This window comes from Myxococcus sp. CA039A, assembly GCF_013336645.1.
GTDB lineage: Bacteria > Myxococcota > Myxococcia > Myxococcales > Myxococcaceae > Myxococcus > Myxococcus llanfairpwllgwyngyllgogerychwyrndrobwllllantysiliogogogochensis.
Genome location: NZ_JABUMQ010000129.1, coordinates 1 through 13,844 on the forward strand (window position 1 = coordinate 1; position 13,844 = coordinate 13,844).

Here is a 13,844-nt window from a genome sequence, read left to right on the forward strand (position 1 = left end):
GGGGAGCGGGGGGGCGTGCGACGCGCGCGTCGAGGGGACGGTGCTCGTGCTGTGGAGCTCGCCGACCATCCTCGAGGGGTTCTTCCGCGTCTCCGCCACGGTGCGGCTGCGGCTGGTGCGCGATGGTCAGCAGCCTCAGGAGACGGTCATCTCGGGGACCGAGGACTATCGGCCGGGGAGTGGAGACATTCTCGAGGCGGAGTCCAACCGTCAGGCGGCCATGGACCGGCTGGCGGAAGTGCTCATGCGCGACGGGTTTGATCGGCTGGCCAGCACCTGGTGAGGAGGCGGGTGCCTCCTCCCGGGGAGCCTGCTTCCGAAACTGCGCAGGGGACTCCGAGGAGTCCCCTTGGTGCATCAGGCCTGACGCGCGCTCTTGGTGGCGGCCTTGGCGAGGCGGGAGATACGACGGGACGCGGTGCGCTTGTGCAGGACGCCCTTGGTGGCGGCCTTGCTCAGCGCCTTGGAAGCCGCCTTGAGCGCATCCGTCTTCTTGGCGCCATCCTTGGTGCCAATGGCCTCCCGGGCGGACTTCACCGCGGTCTTCACGTCCGAACGGACGGTGACGTTGCGGGCGCGGCGCTTCTGGGACTGACGGTGACGCTTCTCTGCGGACTTGGTGTTGGCCAAGAGAAATCTCCAGCGAAAGGCAGGCTAAAAAGAGGGGCCGTCCTTACTGCGACGCCTCGCAGGCGTCAAGGCGGGCGTGCGCGTCCAGCCGGGTTTTCCGGACTCTGGACGCGGATCAGCGGGTGCGCGGGGGGAATCATCCGGAGAAGGGGGTGTATTCCCACACCAGCCCGGCTGGATCCCGGAAGGTCAGATTTCCGGCTGAGAGGATCAGGACTCCGCCCGGGAGGGCCTGCTCCACCTCCTGCCGCAGTCGCTCCACGGCGCGGGCGGAGGGGGCCTCCAGGGTGAAGCGGGTGCCCACGGCGGAGGTGGAGGCGCGCTGGAAGATGAGTCGCAGCGAGCCGTCCTCGTAGCGAGCCTCGTCCGGCCCGGGGCGGCTGGTGATCCAGCCCAGCGTGGGGGCCAGCGAGTCCCAGAAGGCGCGCTGGGCATCCAGGTCCGCCACGCCCAGGCGCAGCGTGGAGACCGGAGCGCGGGGCAGCGACATGGGAGGAGGGAGGGACTTCTCCTTCGCCTTGGCGGCCTGCCAGTGGCGCTCCATGTGCTCCAGGGTGGCGCCGCCGAAGGGGACACCCTCGGAGTTCAGGGCGGACTCGATGTGCTGGAAGCGGGAGGTGAAGCGGAGGATGGCCATGCGCAGGGCATCCTCGGCGGGTGTCTTCACGAAGCGCGCGAGGTTGGCCAGGGAGAAGAGGACATCCCCCAGCTCGTGCGCGATGGCGTCGCGCTCTCCGGAGGCGATGGCCTCGTCCAGCTCCACCAGTTCCTCGGCCAGCTTGCCACGCACGCCGGCCAGGTCGGGCCAGTCGAAGCCGATACGGCTGGCCTTCTCGGTCAGTCGCTCGGCGCGCAGGAGGGCGGGCGCGGCGGTGGGCACCCCGTCCAGGACGGAGCCCGCGTTGCCCGTCTTGCTCTTGCGCTCATCGGCCTTGAGCTTGGCCCAGTTGGCCAGGACCTGCTCGGAGCCGTCCACGCCGCGCAGGTCGCCGAAGACGTGGGGGTGTCGGCGGGTGAGCTTGTCGCTGATGGCCTTGCTGACGTCGGCCATGGTGAACTCGCCCAGTTCGGCGGCGAGCTGGGCGTGGAAGACAATCTGGAAGAGCAGGTCGCCCAGCTCCTCGCACAGGGGGGACCAGGGCCCGCCCGAGGCGACGCGGTCCATCTCGTCCAGGACCTCGAACGCTTCCTCGACGAGGTAGGGCCGGAGCGAGCCCAGGTCCTGCTCCCTGTCCCAGGGGCAGCCGTCCTTGGCGCGCAGCCTCTTCATGATGGCCACCAGACGTTCCAGCTCCGTCCCGGGGGTGCTCACTTCGCTCACGGTCGCCTCCTGGCGGGGACAGTCCCGCGACGTGCGTCCCTCTAACACGCGGGCCGTGGGCCTCATCCGGAAAGGCGGGAGCGCTGGCGTTCCGTTTCGTGGTTCGGCCGGGCTCGCCTATCATCCGAGCCCTGGATGATCCGCCTCCCGCTTTCCTCCCTGATCCTCTGGGGCCTGCTGCTCCTGACTCCGGCGTTGGCATCCGCTCAACTCGAGGCGCCCACGCGGCTCCAGGAGGTGGACCCCGGTCCGCTCGAGCCCGACCTCCAGGACGAGTCCTACGACACGACCGAGCCGGCCGACGAGGGTGCCGTCGACGACGGTGAGTCCGAGTCCGACCCGGACGACGTCCCCCGGAAGTCCCCGAGGGGCGCGAAGGGGAAGGCCCCGGCCGTCCCGGTTCCCTCGAAGGCCACCGTGACGCCTGCTCCGGTCGAGCAGCCTCCCGTCGTCATCGCGCCCAGGCCGGTGCTCAGTCCCATCCTGACGCCTCGCGTGTCGGACGACGAGGTGCTGGCGGTGTGGGACCGGTGGCGGCAGGCGCGTGCGACGAATGACTCCGCCACGGCGGAGAAGGCGCAGCAGGAGCTGGTGACGCTGAAGCGCGAGTTGCTCGCGGCGGACCTGGAGCCCATCAGCATCGGCTTCCTGCGCGAGTCGGAGGTGCGCAGGCGGGCGGGTGACATGGGGGGGGCGCTTCGGCTGGCGGAGCTGGCGGTGGAGCTGTCGCCCCGGTTGCCGCTCACGCGCTTCGGGCTGGCGGAGCTCTACGCGCTGTCGTCCCCGGCGGAGCCGGGCCGCTACCTGGGGGAGCTGCGAGCGGCCTTCGTGTCGATGGCGTTGGACCCTCGCTATCGCGGACCGGCGCTCGCGGACCTCGGCTCGCTGATGCTGCTGGCGTGGTCGGCCACGGCGGTGGCGCTGGTGGGGCTGCTGTTCCTTCGGCGGGTGCGCTACGCGTTGCACGACTTCCACCACCTGCTGCCGCGCGCGGTGGCCCGGTGGCAGTCCGCGCTGCTGGGGGTGTTGCTCCTGGGCCTGCCTCTGACACTGGGAATGGGCCTGGTGCCCCGGTTGCTCGTGTTGCTGGCGGTGGTGGTGCCCTACCTCACCCGGCAGGAGCGGGTGGTGGCGGCGGTGCTGATGGCGGGACTGGGGCTGACGCCGCTGGCCGCGGGACAGCTCACCCGGGTGACGGCCTTCGCGGGCACGCCCGCCGAGGACGTGTATCTGCTGGAGCGCGGCGGCCTGTCCGCCGAGGGCGCCATGGCTCGGGTGAAGGCCCGTCACGAAGCGCGCGCGGCCACCTTCCCGGAGCTGGCGGCGCTGGGGCAGTACGAGTCACGTCGAGGACTGCTGGAGGATGCCCGGTTGCACTTCAAGGCGGCCTCGGCGGTGCGCAACGGCGATGCCCGGCTGTTGACCCGTTTTGGCAACGCGCTGGTGGGGCTGGGGGACGTGGATGGGGCGGCGCAGCTCTACGTGCAGGCGTCCCAGGCGGATCCGCAGATGGCGGCCCCGCACTACAACATCGCGCAGGTCTACCGCCGACAGGCCAAGACGCTGCCGGACGAGCAGGTGGGCAAGGCGATGGAGCGGGTGACCACCGCCACGGCCTCCGCGCAGGCGCTGGACGGCGCGCTGCTCCGGCGAGAGCCACCCCCGGAGGACCGCCTGCTGTTGAACCTGCTGATGCTGGCGCCGGCGCTGCCGGAGTCGGAGTGGTTGTCGCTCGCGGATGGAACAGAAGCGGGGCGGCGGGTGGAGGCGCAGCTGGAGCGCTGGCTGCTGCCGGGCGTGGAGCCAGGGCCGGTGGCCTGGGCGCTGCCGGCCGTGGCGGCGGTGCTGCTGGTCTTCTGGGGCCTCCTGGCGCAGAGGCTGAGGGCCGCGAAGGTGTGCGAGCGCTGTGGCCGCCCGGTGTGCGTGCGGTGTGACCCGGAGCTGGGCATCGGCAGCGCTCAGTGTGGTCAGTGTGTGAACGTCTTCTCCCGCCGGGGGTTGGTGCCGCAGCAACTGCGGCAGCGCAAGGCGGATCAGGTGCAGCGTCATCAGGCGTGGGCGGGCCGGGTGACGTATGCGGTGGGCGCGGTGCTGTCGGGCGCCGGGCATGTGTTCTCTGGAGGCGCGGTGCGCGGCGCGCTGTATGCCTTCCTCTTCCTCTTCGCGCTGGCCGCGACGCTGCTGCACCACGGACTGGTGCGCGCGCCCCATGGGGACGCGCCGCTGTATCTCAAGCTGGTGCCGGCGGTGTTGCTGCTGGTGAGCGTCCACCTGCTGTCGCTGCGCGGCCTGCACCGGCTGCGGCAAGGGGAGTGAGACCATGGCCCTGAAGGGAACGCTCAAGGACTTCGGCATCGGCGACATCCTGCAGCTCATCGGGCAGCAGCAGAAGACGGGCTCGCTCCAACTGGACAACAAGGACCAGGAAGTCCGCATCGGCTTTCGCGACGGCCACATCATCAAGGTCGAAAGCGTCACCCGGAAGCGCAAGGACCTCATCGGCGCGATGTTGGTGCGCGCCGAACTCATCACCGAGACGCAGCTGGAGGCCGCGCTGGAGACGCAGCGGCGCACCCTCAAGCGGCTGGGCGACGTGCTCGTCTCAAGTCAGGCCCTCACCGCGGACCGCTTCCAGTCGATGATGCAGTTGCAGGCCACGGAGACGCTCTACCGCCTCTTCACCTGGAAGGCCGGCACCTACGAGTTCATTCAGGAGCCGGTGGAGCCTGACGCCGAGGCCATCCGCCCCCTGCGCGCCGAGACGGTGCTCATGGAGGGCTTCCGGATGGTGGACGAGTGGCCCGTCATTCGGAAGTCCATCCACCGCGACGACCTCTCCTTCGAGCGCCTCAAGGCGTTGCCCCCGCCGCGCGAGGGCGAAGAGGGCGGGGAGCTGGGCGTCATCGCCATCACCGAGCGGCGCGTGTATGACGAAATCGCGCTGGGCCGCGACCTGCGAAAGCTGGTGGACGTCTGCTGCCTGGGCGAGTTCGAGACCTGCAAGGCCCTGCACAACCTCGTGCGAGGCGAGTACGTGCGCGTCATCCACCCCGAGGGGGCTCGGGCTCCCGCGCCAGGGGACGAGCGCCTGCTCTCCCGCCTGGGGGGCGCGGTGGGTCGCGTCATCGCCACCATGGGCGTGCTGGCGGTGCTGGCGGTGGTGGTGTCGAGGGTGGCGCTGGCGGATCCGGAGCGCACGCGCGCGGCCATCGCGTTCGCCGACGCCGCGGCGCAGCGTCATGTTTCCGATGCCCAACGCGTCCGGATCGAGGCCGCGCTGGAAGTGTTCCGTCTGGAACGCGGTGAGCTGCCAGAGCGATTGGATGCTTTGGTGCAAGCTGGTTTGTTGAGTTCGGAGGAACTCAGATACCCCTGGCGGGAGGAGTACTACTACCGGCGGCTGGCCGCTCGGCGGTTCGTCCTCCTGCCACCCTTGCGCTAGCCTTCACCCAAAGTCGTCTTTCGGAGCCTGGGGGGCGGCGTTACGTTGAAGACAGCGGTACCGACCGAGGAACGACACGCATTGCGAAATCCCGCCACGTTGGAAGCGACCGCAGCCGTCTCGACCACCTCCGCCAAGGTGGACGTTCGGGACAATGAGACGGCCATGGCGCTGTGCGGCAACCAGAACGAAAACCTCAAGCTGATGGAGCGGCGCCTCGGGGTCCGGGTGGGACAACGGGGCACGGAGTTCCATCTGTCCGGCCCCGCTGACGCCGTGGCCTTCTCCGTGCGCCTCCTGGAGAACCTGGAGGGGATGATTCGCGCGGGCCGCCCCCTGTACCGCGAGGACGTGGAGCAGGGCATCAAGGTGCTCGGCCGGGGGGCGGAGTCGCTCCAGGAGGTCATGCTCGGCCCGGTGCTCAAGAGCTCCGGCAACCGGCAGATTGCTCCGAAGAGCATCGCCCAGAAGCGCTACGTGGACGCCATCCGTGCCCACGACATCGTCTTCGGGGTGGGCCCCGCGGGTACGGGCAAGACATACCTGGCCATGGCGATGGCCGTGGCCTTCCTCCAGGAGCGCAAGGTCAAGCGCATCATCCTCGCGCGTCCCGCCGTCGAGGCGGGTGAGAAGCTGGGCTTCCTGCCTGGCGACATGCAGGAGAAGGTGAATCCCTACCTGCGTCCGCTCTACGACGCGCTGCACGACATGATGGCCGCAGAGCGCGCGGCGACCCTGGTGGAAGAGGGTGTCGTGGAAGTGGCGCCGCTGGCCTTCATGCGCGGCCGCACCCTCAACGATGCCTTCGTCATCCTCGACGAGGCGCAGAACACCACCGTGGAGCAGATGAAGATGTTCCTGACGCGCCTGGGTTACAACAGCAAGGCCGTCATCACCGGCGACGTGACGCAGGTGGACCTTCCCACCGGGAAGATGTCCGGCCTGAATCACGCACGGACGGTGCTCAAGAACATCGAAGGCATCCACTTCGCGGAGTTCTCCGACGTGGACGTCGTCCGCCACCCGCTGGTCCAGGAGGTCATCCGCGCCTACGACAAGGCGGAGCTGGCGCAGAAGGAGGCCCAGCACGCTCGCGCGGCCGCCCACTCCGCTTCGGCTCTGGACAAGGGGGCCTCGTCCCTGGCTCCCGTGACTCCCGAGGCCGCTGTCGGCTGAACTTCGGGCTCTGGCCTACCTATGCCCACCCGCCCGTACCCTGGCGGGCGGGCATTCGTATTTCCGCCCCCGTGAATTTTCCGGGGCGCTGCGGCCTTGATGGAGCCACGGCCCCTATCTAGGGTGAGGACCTCCATGGACGAACCGGAACCGCAGTCCCCCGCGCCCAGTCCGTTGGACGCGCTCGCAGCACGCCTTGGGTTGGGAAAAGGCGTCTGGGGGCGGCGTGCGGTCCAGGTGTTCCTCCTCCTGACTGTCTCGGTGGGGGCGGGCTTCGTCATCTCCCCGGGCCTCTACAGCCAGCAGATACCCGCGCTCGCGGAGGAGAATCTCGGCAAGCCCTTCCGGGCCAGCTCTCCCGCGGGCTTCAAGGCCGCGCGCGACTACGAAGTCGTCCACCGGGCCATGACGACCCAGCGGCGCCAGGACGCCCGGGCCGCCGTCAAACCCGTCTATGACCTGAACCCCGCGGTGGTGGGACATCTGCGCACCGTGGTCCGAGCCTCCTTCGCGACAATGCGGGAGCGGCTCACGGAGCTGACGGACGCCCAGCCGGACGTCGAGCCGGAGGAAGGCAAGAAGCCGCGCCGCCACCCCGCGCCGACCCCGGAGCAGGTGGAGCGCGAGCGCCGAGGCCGCGAGTCGATGCAGGCGGAGCTCCAGGAGTTGCTCTTCGGCCAGCGTGACGCGGGGCTGGAGGCGGAGGATTTCCAGGCGCTCTATGGGAAGGGGTTTTCGGAAGAGGTGGAGGCCGCCACGCTGGTGCTCCTGGAGCGCGCCTACCGTTCGGAGCAGGGGCCGGTGCACGTCGCGGGTTCCCGGGAGGAGCTGGCGCGTGAGGCGCCGCAGGGGCTCACCGTCCGGGACGTGGTGAACAAGGGCGAGGACACGCTGCCCAACGGCGCGCCGCAGGTGGTGGACATTCGCGAGGCGCACCAGGAGCTGGACCGCTTCGCCTCCATCCCTGGCAACCTCCTGCCGGACGCGCCGGGTGTGCAGCGCCGCGCCGTGCTGCGGCTGGCCAAGCGGCTGGTGCGGCCCAACCTCACCATCAACATCGCGGAGACGGACGCGCGACGTCACCAGGCCGCGCAGGCGGTGAAGGACGCGGTCATCTCCATCAAGAAGGGCCAGCGTGTCATCGGTGATGGCGAGCTGGTGAACGAGGGGCACCTCGTCGTACTGCGCGGGATGCGCGCGGAGACGGACCGGTTGGACCTGGTGCAGGTGCAACTGGGGGGCACGGGGCTGGTGGCGCTGCTGGTGGTCGCCTCGTACTTCTTCTGCATCAGCGCGTTCCGACGCTTCCGGCCCACCCGCAAGGACGGGTTGCTGCTGGGAATCCTGCTCGTGGGGACGCTGGCCCTGTTGCAGCTGTGGGTGTCCATCGCGGACGCCATCCAGGACCGGTACACGGCGCTGCCCATCGAGGCGCTCTACTATGTGTTCCCGGTGGCGGCCGGCGCCATGCTGGTGCGCTTCATCCTCACGCAGGAGCTGGCGCTCTTCTTCGCCATGGTCTTCGCCTGTCTTGCGGGCGTGATGCTGGGCAACTCGCTGGCGTTCGGCATCTACACGCTGGTGGGCTCGCTGGTGGCGGCCGACCGCATCGTCAAGGCGAAGGACCGCGTGGGCATCTTCCGGGCGGGACTCGTCACGGGCGCGGCCAACACGGTGGCGGTGCTCTTCCTGTTCCTGGTGGAGGGCAAGGGGCTGTCGGCGGACACGGCCATCACCGCGGTGAGCTCGTTCATCGGCTCGTCACTCGCGGTGCCCGTCATGGTGATGGCGCTCACGCCGCTCATCGAGATGACGTTCGGGTACGCGTCCGACATCAAGCTGTTGGAGCTGGCGAACCTCAACCACCCGGCGCTCAAGGAACTCATCGTCCAGGCGCCCGGCACGTACCACCACTCCATCATCATCGGCACGCTGGTGGAGAATGCCGCGGAGACCATCAGCGCCAATCCGCTGCTGGCGCGCTCGTGCGCGTACTACCACGACATCGGCAAGGGTCGGAACCCGCTGTACTTCGGGGAGAACCAGAAGGGCGAGAACCGGCATGACGCGCTCGCGCCCGCGATGAGCGCCGTCATCATCAAGCGCCACGTGACGGAGGGGCTGGAGATGGCGCGGCAGTACCGGCTTCCCAAGCTGGTGGCGGATGCGATTCCGCAGCACCACGGCACTCGCACGGTGGGGTATTTCTACCACAAGGCCCTGAAGGAGCAGGAGGGCAAGGAAGGCGCGCCGCCCATCGACGAGAGCATCTACCGCTATCCGGGACCGAAGCCGCAGTTCCGCGAGGCGGCGCTGGTGATGATCGCCGACGCGGTGGAAGCGTCGACGCGGTCCATGACGGACCCGACCAGCACGAAGCTGCATGCGCAGGTGCAGAAGATCATCAACCTCATCTTCTCCGAGGGGCAGCTGGACGAGTGCGACCTGACGCTGAAGGACCTGAACCTCATCTCCCAGTCCTTCCTGCACACGCTGGAGGGCATCTACCACACGCGTCCCGTCTATCCGGCCGGTGCGGTGGGAGGCGGCAAGGCGCCGCCGCTGGTGGTGGCGGGTGGGAAGGCCGTGGAGGCGAAGGACAAGCCTCGCTCGGCGGGGGCGTTGTGAGTGGGATGCGGGGAGTGACGGCGTGAGACTTCGCAAGGGCAAGGTCATCCCGAGGGATGACGGCAAGCGCATCGAGGAGTTCGTGGGCGCGGCGACGACGGGGACGGATGCGGCGTCCGTGGCGCGGATGCTGGCGCCTCCGGGCTGGGCCGAGCCGGCTCAGCGACCCGAGTTCGACGAGGTGGTCATCGTCCTCAAGGGGGAGCTGACGCTGGTGGTGGAGGGTCGCCGCGAGCGCATCCCCGAGGGCGAGGTGGGTATGGTGCCGCGCGGCAAGCGCGTGGTGTATCGCAACGACGGCAAGGGCGCGTGTGACTACTGGTCCGTCTGCGCGCCGGCCTTCCGTCCGGAGCGCGCGCACATGGAAGCGCCGGCGCCCCGGGAGAAGGAGAACGTGGTGACGGTGCAGGTCGCGCACGGGCAGGGCAAGGAGTTCGGCCGGCTCCTGACGACGTGGGCCCGGGACTACCTGAAGCGCCTGTCGCTGGCCCACTGCGAGCTGTCGCTGTCGCTGGTGGATGACCGCGCCATCCGTCGGCTCAACCGCACCTGGCGGGACAAGGACAAGGCGACGGACGTGCTGAGCTTCCCCGCGGGCGAGCAGCCCCGGGGGACGCCGGGCCCGCGCCCGCTGGGCGACGTGGTCATCTCCCTGGACACGGCGAAGCGACAGGCGAAGGAGTATGGCCGCACGCTGGAGTCGGAGATGGCGCGCTACCTGGCGCACGGGCTCCTGCACCTCCTGGGACACGACCACGAGCGCCCGCGTGATGCGAAGCGGATGGCGGCGCTGGAGGAAGAGCTTCTGGGGGAGCGCGGCATGGTGGCGGACTCGCTCCAGGTGGACGCGAAGGCCCGCCGGGCCCGCAGCCTGATGTAGGGGCCTCGCACGGCCCCCTGGCGGACAATCCGGCATCCTGTCGATTGAGTCGGACGGCGTGCATGATAGGTAGGCCGCCTCCCGCGTGTTGGACAAAGCCATGCCTCGCTTGTCGCTCATCGCTCTCTGCCTGCTCGGCCTGTTGCTCGCGGCTCCCGCGCGCGCGGCTGCTTCGGACCTGGTGCCTCCCTGGGGAACGGGGGAGAGCCAGGGCGAGGACCTCGTCATCTCGCTGGCCACCTTCAGCCCGGGCGACGACGTGCCCTCGTGGTGGGGACATGGCTCGCTGGTGGTGGAGGACCGCCGGCTTGGCGTGGCGCGCCTCTACAACTACGGGATGTTCTCCTTCGACGACGCGATGCTCGCTCGCTTCGCGATGGGACGGCTGGAGTTCTGGGTCGGGCAGGCGCGCGTCGACAGGACCTATGGTTTCTACCGAGCCGAGGACCGCGACGTCCGCATCCAGGAGCTGAACCTCACTCCGGAGCAGCGACAGCAGGTCGCGAAGAGACTGGCCGACAACGTCCTGCCGGAGAATCGCGAGTATCTGTATCACCACTACAACGACAACTGTGTCACGCGTCTGCGGGACATGATTGACGGGGCCACGGGTGGACAGCTCCGCGAGGCGGACCGGGCCCCGGGGCGGATGACGCTGCGCGAGCACACGCGGCGCTACACGTCGGTGAACGCTCCGATGAGCGTGCTGCTCGACTTCATGATGAACGATGAGATCGACCATCCCATCACCCGCTGGGAGGAGGCCTTCCTCCCGGACGAGTTGGAGACGCAGGTGGCGGCGCTCCAGCTGAAGGGCGCGGATGGTCAGTCCCGGCCGTTGGTGGCCAGGAGCTGGAACTACTACGCGTCGCCCGACCGCGCGCGTCCCCCCGCCGAGCCGCCCGCCTGGGGCCCCTGGCTTCTCGCGCTGGGCCTGATGTTGGGCGGCGGGGCGCTGGGACTGGCTGCCTGGGAGCGCAAGCGGGGGAGCCGGCTGGCGCGGGTGCTGCTCGGTCTGGAGAACGCGCTGCTGGGACTGATGCTGGGCATTCCGGGCACGGCGCTCTTCGTCATGTGGCTGGTGACAGACCACACGGTGGTCTACCGGAACGAGAACCTGTTCCTGGCCAACCCGCTGACGCTGCTGGCGGTGCCCTTTGGTGTGTCACTGATGCGGGGCAACCCGAAGGCGCGAGCCCGGCTCTTCACGGTCTGGGGCGTGCTCACGGTGACGGCGGTGCTGGGAATCCTGCTCAAGCTCTTCCCGCCGTTCGACCAGGACAACGGGCGGCTCATCGCGCTCATCCTGCCCATCTCCGTGGGCATGGCAGGGGCCTTCAGCCTGGACCGGGTCCTCGCGCGCTTCACCGGGACCCACCGCGCGTCAGCGGACCGTGGCGACACCGTCGCTCCGCTCAAGACGCCCTGACGCTTTCGTTTTCAACCTACTTCCACGCGGTGGCCGCTGACGGCACCGCGCGCCCGCGGAGAACAAGACATGGCGAACGATTCGATGGAGAAGATCAACGGCCTTCGGGAGCGCGTGTTGGCGCTCCGGGGGCATCTTTGACCTGGACCGCAAGCGGTCCCGCATCGCGTTGATTGAGCGTGAGAGCACGCTGCCCACCTTCTGGGACGACAACACCAAGGCGCAGTCGATGTTGAAGGAGAAGTCCGCGCTGGAGGCGGGCGTGGCCTCCTACGACAGGGTGATGCGCGGGCTGGATGACGCGCAGACGCTGCTGGAGCTGGCGGCGGAGATGAGCGACGAGGACACGGCCCGGGAGGCGGAGGGCTCGCTCGCGGGGCTGGACGGCGACGTCGCGAAGCTGGAGCTGGCGCGCATGCTGTCCGGTGAGCAGGACCGCAGCAGCTGCTTCATGGACATCAACGCCGGCGCCGGTGGCACCGACTCGATGGACTGGGCGGCCATGCTGTTGCGCATGTACACGCGCTACTGCGAGACGAAGGGCTGGAAGGTGGAGATCAGCGACGAGGTGCCAGGCGAGGAGGCGGGCTTCAAGAACGTCTCGCTGCGCATCGAGGGCGACTTCGCCTACGGCTACCTCAAGGCCGAGGTGGGCGTGCACCGGCTGGTGCGCATCTCCCCGTTCGACGCCAACGCGCGGCGGCAGACGGCCTTCGCGTCGGTGGACGTCTACCCGGAGGTGGATGACGCCATCCAGATCGACCTCCCCGAGAAGGACATCGAGCTGAAGTTCATCCGAGGCAGCGGCGCGGGTGGACAGAAGGTGAACAAGACGTCCTCCACCGCTCAGCTGCGCCACCTTCCCACGGGCATCATCGTCACCACCCAGACGGAGCGCTCGCAGTCGGCCAACAAGGAAATGGCCTTCAAGATTCTGCGAGGCCGCCTGTACGAGCTGGAGATGAAGAAGCGCGAGGCCGCGCGCGACGCCGCCGAGGCCGCGAAGAAGGACATCTCCTTCGGCTCGCAGATCCGCTCCTATGTGCTGGCCCCCTACCGCATGGTGAAGGACCTGCGCACCGGTGTGGAGACGGGCAACGTGGACGCGGTGCTGGACGGCGACCTGGAGGAGTTCATTACCGCGCAGTTGTTGGGGGTGAAGAACCCCAACCGCAACGCGGCGATGGATTAGCCCCCGACACCTGGGAACCTTTTTCCGCGCCTTGTTGTCGGAGGCGCGGTGGGGCAGGGGAACGGGATAGGCTTGAAGGGGCAGTGGCCCTTCCTCCTCGGAGGGGCTGTCGCGGGAGGACACCGGTGTCGCCGGGCGGCGTGCTCGAAATCGGACAGGACGGGCCGGCCGCGGATGCGACCGCGTCACGACGCGAGGACGCGGTCCTGCTGGCCCGGCTGCGCCAGGGCGAACCCGAGGCCTTCGAGCAGCTGGTGCGCACGCATCAGGACCGGCTCTACGACTTCTGTGTCCGCATGGTGGGGGACCGCGAGGAAGCCCACGACCTGGTGCAGGAAATCTTCGTCAGCGTGCACCAGAACGTCCGCCGCTTCCGCGAGGACGCGAAGCTGTCCACCTGGCTGTTCCGCATCACCAAGAACCACTGCATCAACCGGCTGAAGTACCTGAAGCGTCGAGGCAGGGGCCGCTCGGAGGAGTACGACGAGACGAGCACCCTGTGGGTGGACGGGCCCGGAGCTCCGCCCGCACCGGATGCCGCGCTGGAGTCCGCGCGCGAGCGGGCCCGGGTGCAGTGGGCCATCTCCCAGCTCGAGCCCGACGCACGCATGCTGGTGGCCCTGCGCGACATCGAAGGGCTGAGCTACGACGAAATCGTCGACATTACCGAGCTGCCCGAGGGCACGGTGAAGAGCCGGCTCCACCGGGCGCGCGAAAAGCTGGCGAACCTCCTGGGGCGGCTTGAGCCATGAGTGGATTCCATCGCAGACTCCCGGACGTGGACCCGCACCTGAACCACCGCGAGGCCAAGGCCCTCTTCTTCGCGCTCGCCGACGACGAGCTGCCCGCCCCCCAGGCGCAGGCGGTGCGTACGCACCTGGACGGCTGCGACGAGTGCCGCCAGGGGTGGGAGGGATATTCGCGCACCGTACGACGTCTCCAGGGCGTGGAGCGCGAGAAGGCCCCGCCCGCGCTGGCGTCGCTGGTGATGACTCGAGTGCGCCGCCAGCGTCGTTTCGGGCTGAAGGGCCTGCACATGGCGCACATGCAGCACCGCTTTCCAGTGGAGATTCTCATTCCCCTGCTGCTGGCCGCGGCGGTCGCTGCCTTCCTGTTGATGGCCGCCCCCTGAAGCTTCCCGATGTG

Annotated in this window: 12 protein-coding genes; 10 read left to right on the forward strand and 2 right to left on the reverse strand. The window is 69.1% G+C overall.

Going from position 1 to position 13,844, the window contains the following annotated elements; all coding sequences use genetic code 11:
- On the forward strand, positions 1–283 hold a 283-nt coding region (lptE, locus tag HR086_RS22015; protein WP_373564338.1), incomplete at its 5' end, for an LPS assembly lipoprotein LptE.
- Between the two features lie 74 nt (positions 284–357).
- On the opposite strand, the gene rpsT is transcribed toward lptE, so the two are convergent.
- A complete protein-coding gene (gene rpsT / locus HR086_RS22020; RefSeq protein WP_141647340.1) occupies positions 358–630 on the reverse strand; it encodes a 30S ribosomal protein S20 in 273 nt (90 codons plus the stop codon).
- 136 nt (positions 631–766) lie between these two features.
- Positions 767–1,942 (reverse strand): nucleoside triphosphate pyrophosphohydrolase, encoded by a 1,176-nt coding sequence (gene mazG / locus HR086_RS22025; protein ID WP_373564339.1) that lies wholly within the window; start codon positions 1,940–1,942, stop codon positions 767–769.
- A gap of 144 nt (positions 1,943–2,086) precedes the next feature.
- Here mazG and HR086_RS22030 point away from each other — a divergent pair, with 144 nt between their 5' ends.
- The 9 genes from HR086_RS22030 (at position 2,087) to HR086_RS22070 (ending at position 13,830) form a co-directional block, all read left to right on the forward strand.
- Complete coding sequence (locus HR086_RS22030; protein ID WP_174466576.1) at positions 2,087–4,267, forward strand: tetratricopeptide repeat protein; 2,181 nt, start codon at positions 2,087–2,089, stop codon at positions 4,265–4,267.
- Positions 4,268–4,271: 4 nt separating this feature from the next.
- Complete coding sequence (locus tag HR086_RS22035) at positions 4,272–5,393, forward strand: DUF4388 domain-containing protein (protein ID WP_174466577.1); 1,122 nt, start codon at positions 4,272–4,274, stop codon at positions 5,391–5,393.
- A gap of 81 nt (positions 5,394–5,474) precedes the next feature.
- The gene (locus tag HR086_RS22040; RefSeq protein ID WP_174466578.1) at positions 5,475–6,569 is read left to right on the forward strand and encodes a PhoH family protein; all 1,095 of its coding nucleotides are present in this window, start codon (positions 5,475–5,477) and stop codon (positions 6,567–6,569) included.
- Positions 6,570–6,704: 135 nt separating this feature from the next.
- Positions 6,705–9,197 (forward strand): HD family phosphohydrolase, encoded by a 2,493-nt coding sequence (locus tag HR086_RS22045; protein WP_174466579.1) that lies wholly within the window; start codon positions 6,705–6,707, stop codon positions 9,195–9,197.
- A gap of 22 nt (positions 9,198–9,219) precedes the next feature.
- Entirely contained in the window at positions 9,220–10,077 is an 858-nt protein-coding gene (ybeY, locus tag HR086_RS22050; protein ID WP_174466580.1) for an rRNA maturation RNase YbeY, read from the forward strand.
- 100 nt (positions 10,078–10,177) lie between these two features.
- Positions 10,178–11,506, forward strand: a complete 1,329-nt coding sequence (locus tag HR086_RS22055; RefSeq protein WP_174466581.1) for a DUF4105 domain-containing protein — start codon at positions 10,178–10,180, stop codon at positions 11,504–11,506.
- A gap of 69 nt (positions 11,507–11,575) precedes the next feature.
- Positions 11,576–12,698 (forward strand): peptide chain release factor 2 gene (gene prfB, locus HR086_RS22060; RefSeq protein WP_246137653.1). Its coding sequence is split into 2 segments (ribosomal slippage): positions 11,576–11,644 and positions 11,646–12,698, totalling 1,122 coding nucleotides; the frame shifts between segments, so codons are not numbered across the junction.
- Between the two features lie 125 nt (positions 12,699–12,823).
- Positions 12,824–13,450 carry an RNA polymerase sigma factor gene (locus HR086_RS22065; RefSeq protein WP_141647331.1) on the forward strand — a complete coding sequence of 209 codons (627 nt, stop codon included), beginning with the start codon at positions 12,824–12,826 and terminating at the stop codon, positions 13,448–13,450.
- The gene (locus HR086_RS22070; protein ID WP_141647330.1) at positions 13,447–13,830 is read left to right on the forward strand and encodes an anti-sigma factor; all 384 of its coding nucleotides are present in this window, start codon (positions 13,447–13,449) and stop codon (positions 13,828–13,830) included. Before HR086_RS22065 ends, HR086_RS22070 begins: the two co-directional genes overlap by 4 nt.
- Positions 13,831–13,844: the final 14 nt, after the last annotated feature.

Coding starts and splice junctions, on each gene's coding strand:
- HR086_RS22055 (WP_174466581.1), top strand. CDS start 10,178: ATGCCTCGCTTGTCGCTCATCGCTCTCTGCCTGCTCGGCCTGTTGCTC.
- HR086_RS22030 (WP_174466576.1), top strand. CDS start 2,087: ATGATCCGCCTCCCGCTTTCCTCCCTGATCCTCTGGGGCCTGCTGCTC.
- HR086_RS22045 (WP_174466579.1), top strand. CDS start 6,705: ATGGACGAACCGGAACCGCAGTCCCCCGCGCCCAGTCCGTTGGACGCG.
- HR086_RS22035 (WP_174466577.1), top strand. CDS start 4,272: ATGGCCCTGAAGGGAACGCTCAAGGACTTCGGCATCGGCGACATCCTG.
- HR086_RS22070 (WP_141647330.1), top strand. CDS start 13,447: ATGAGTGGATTCCATCGCAGACTCCCGGACGTGGACCCGCACCTGAAC.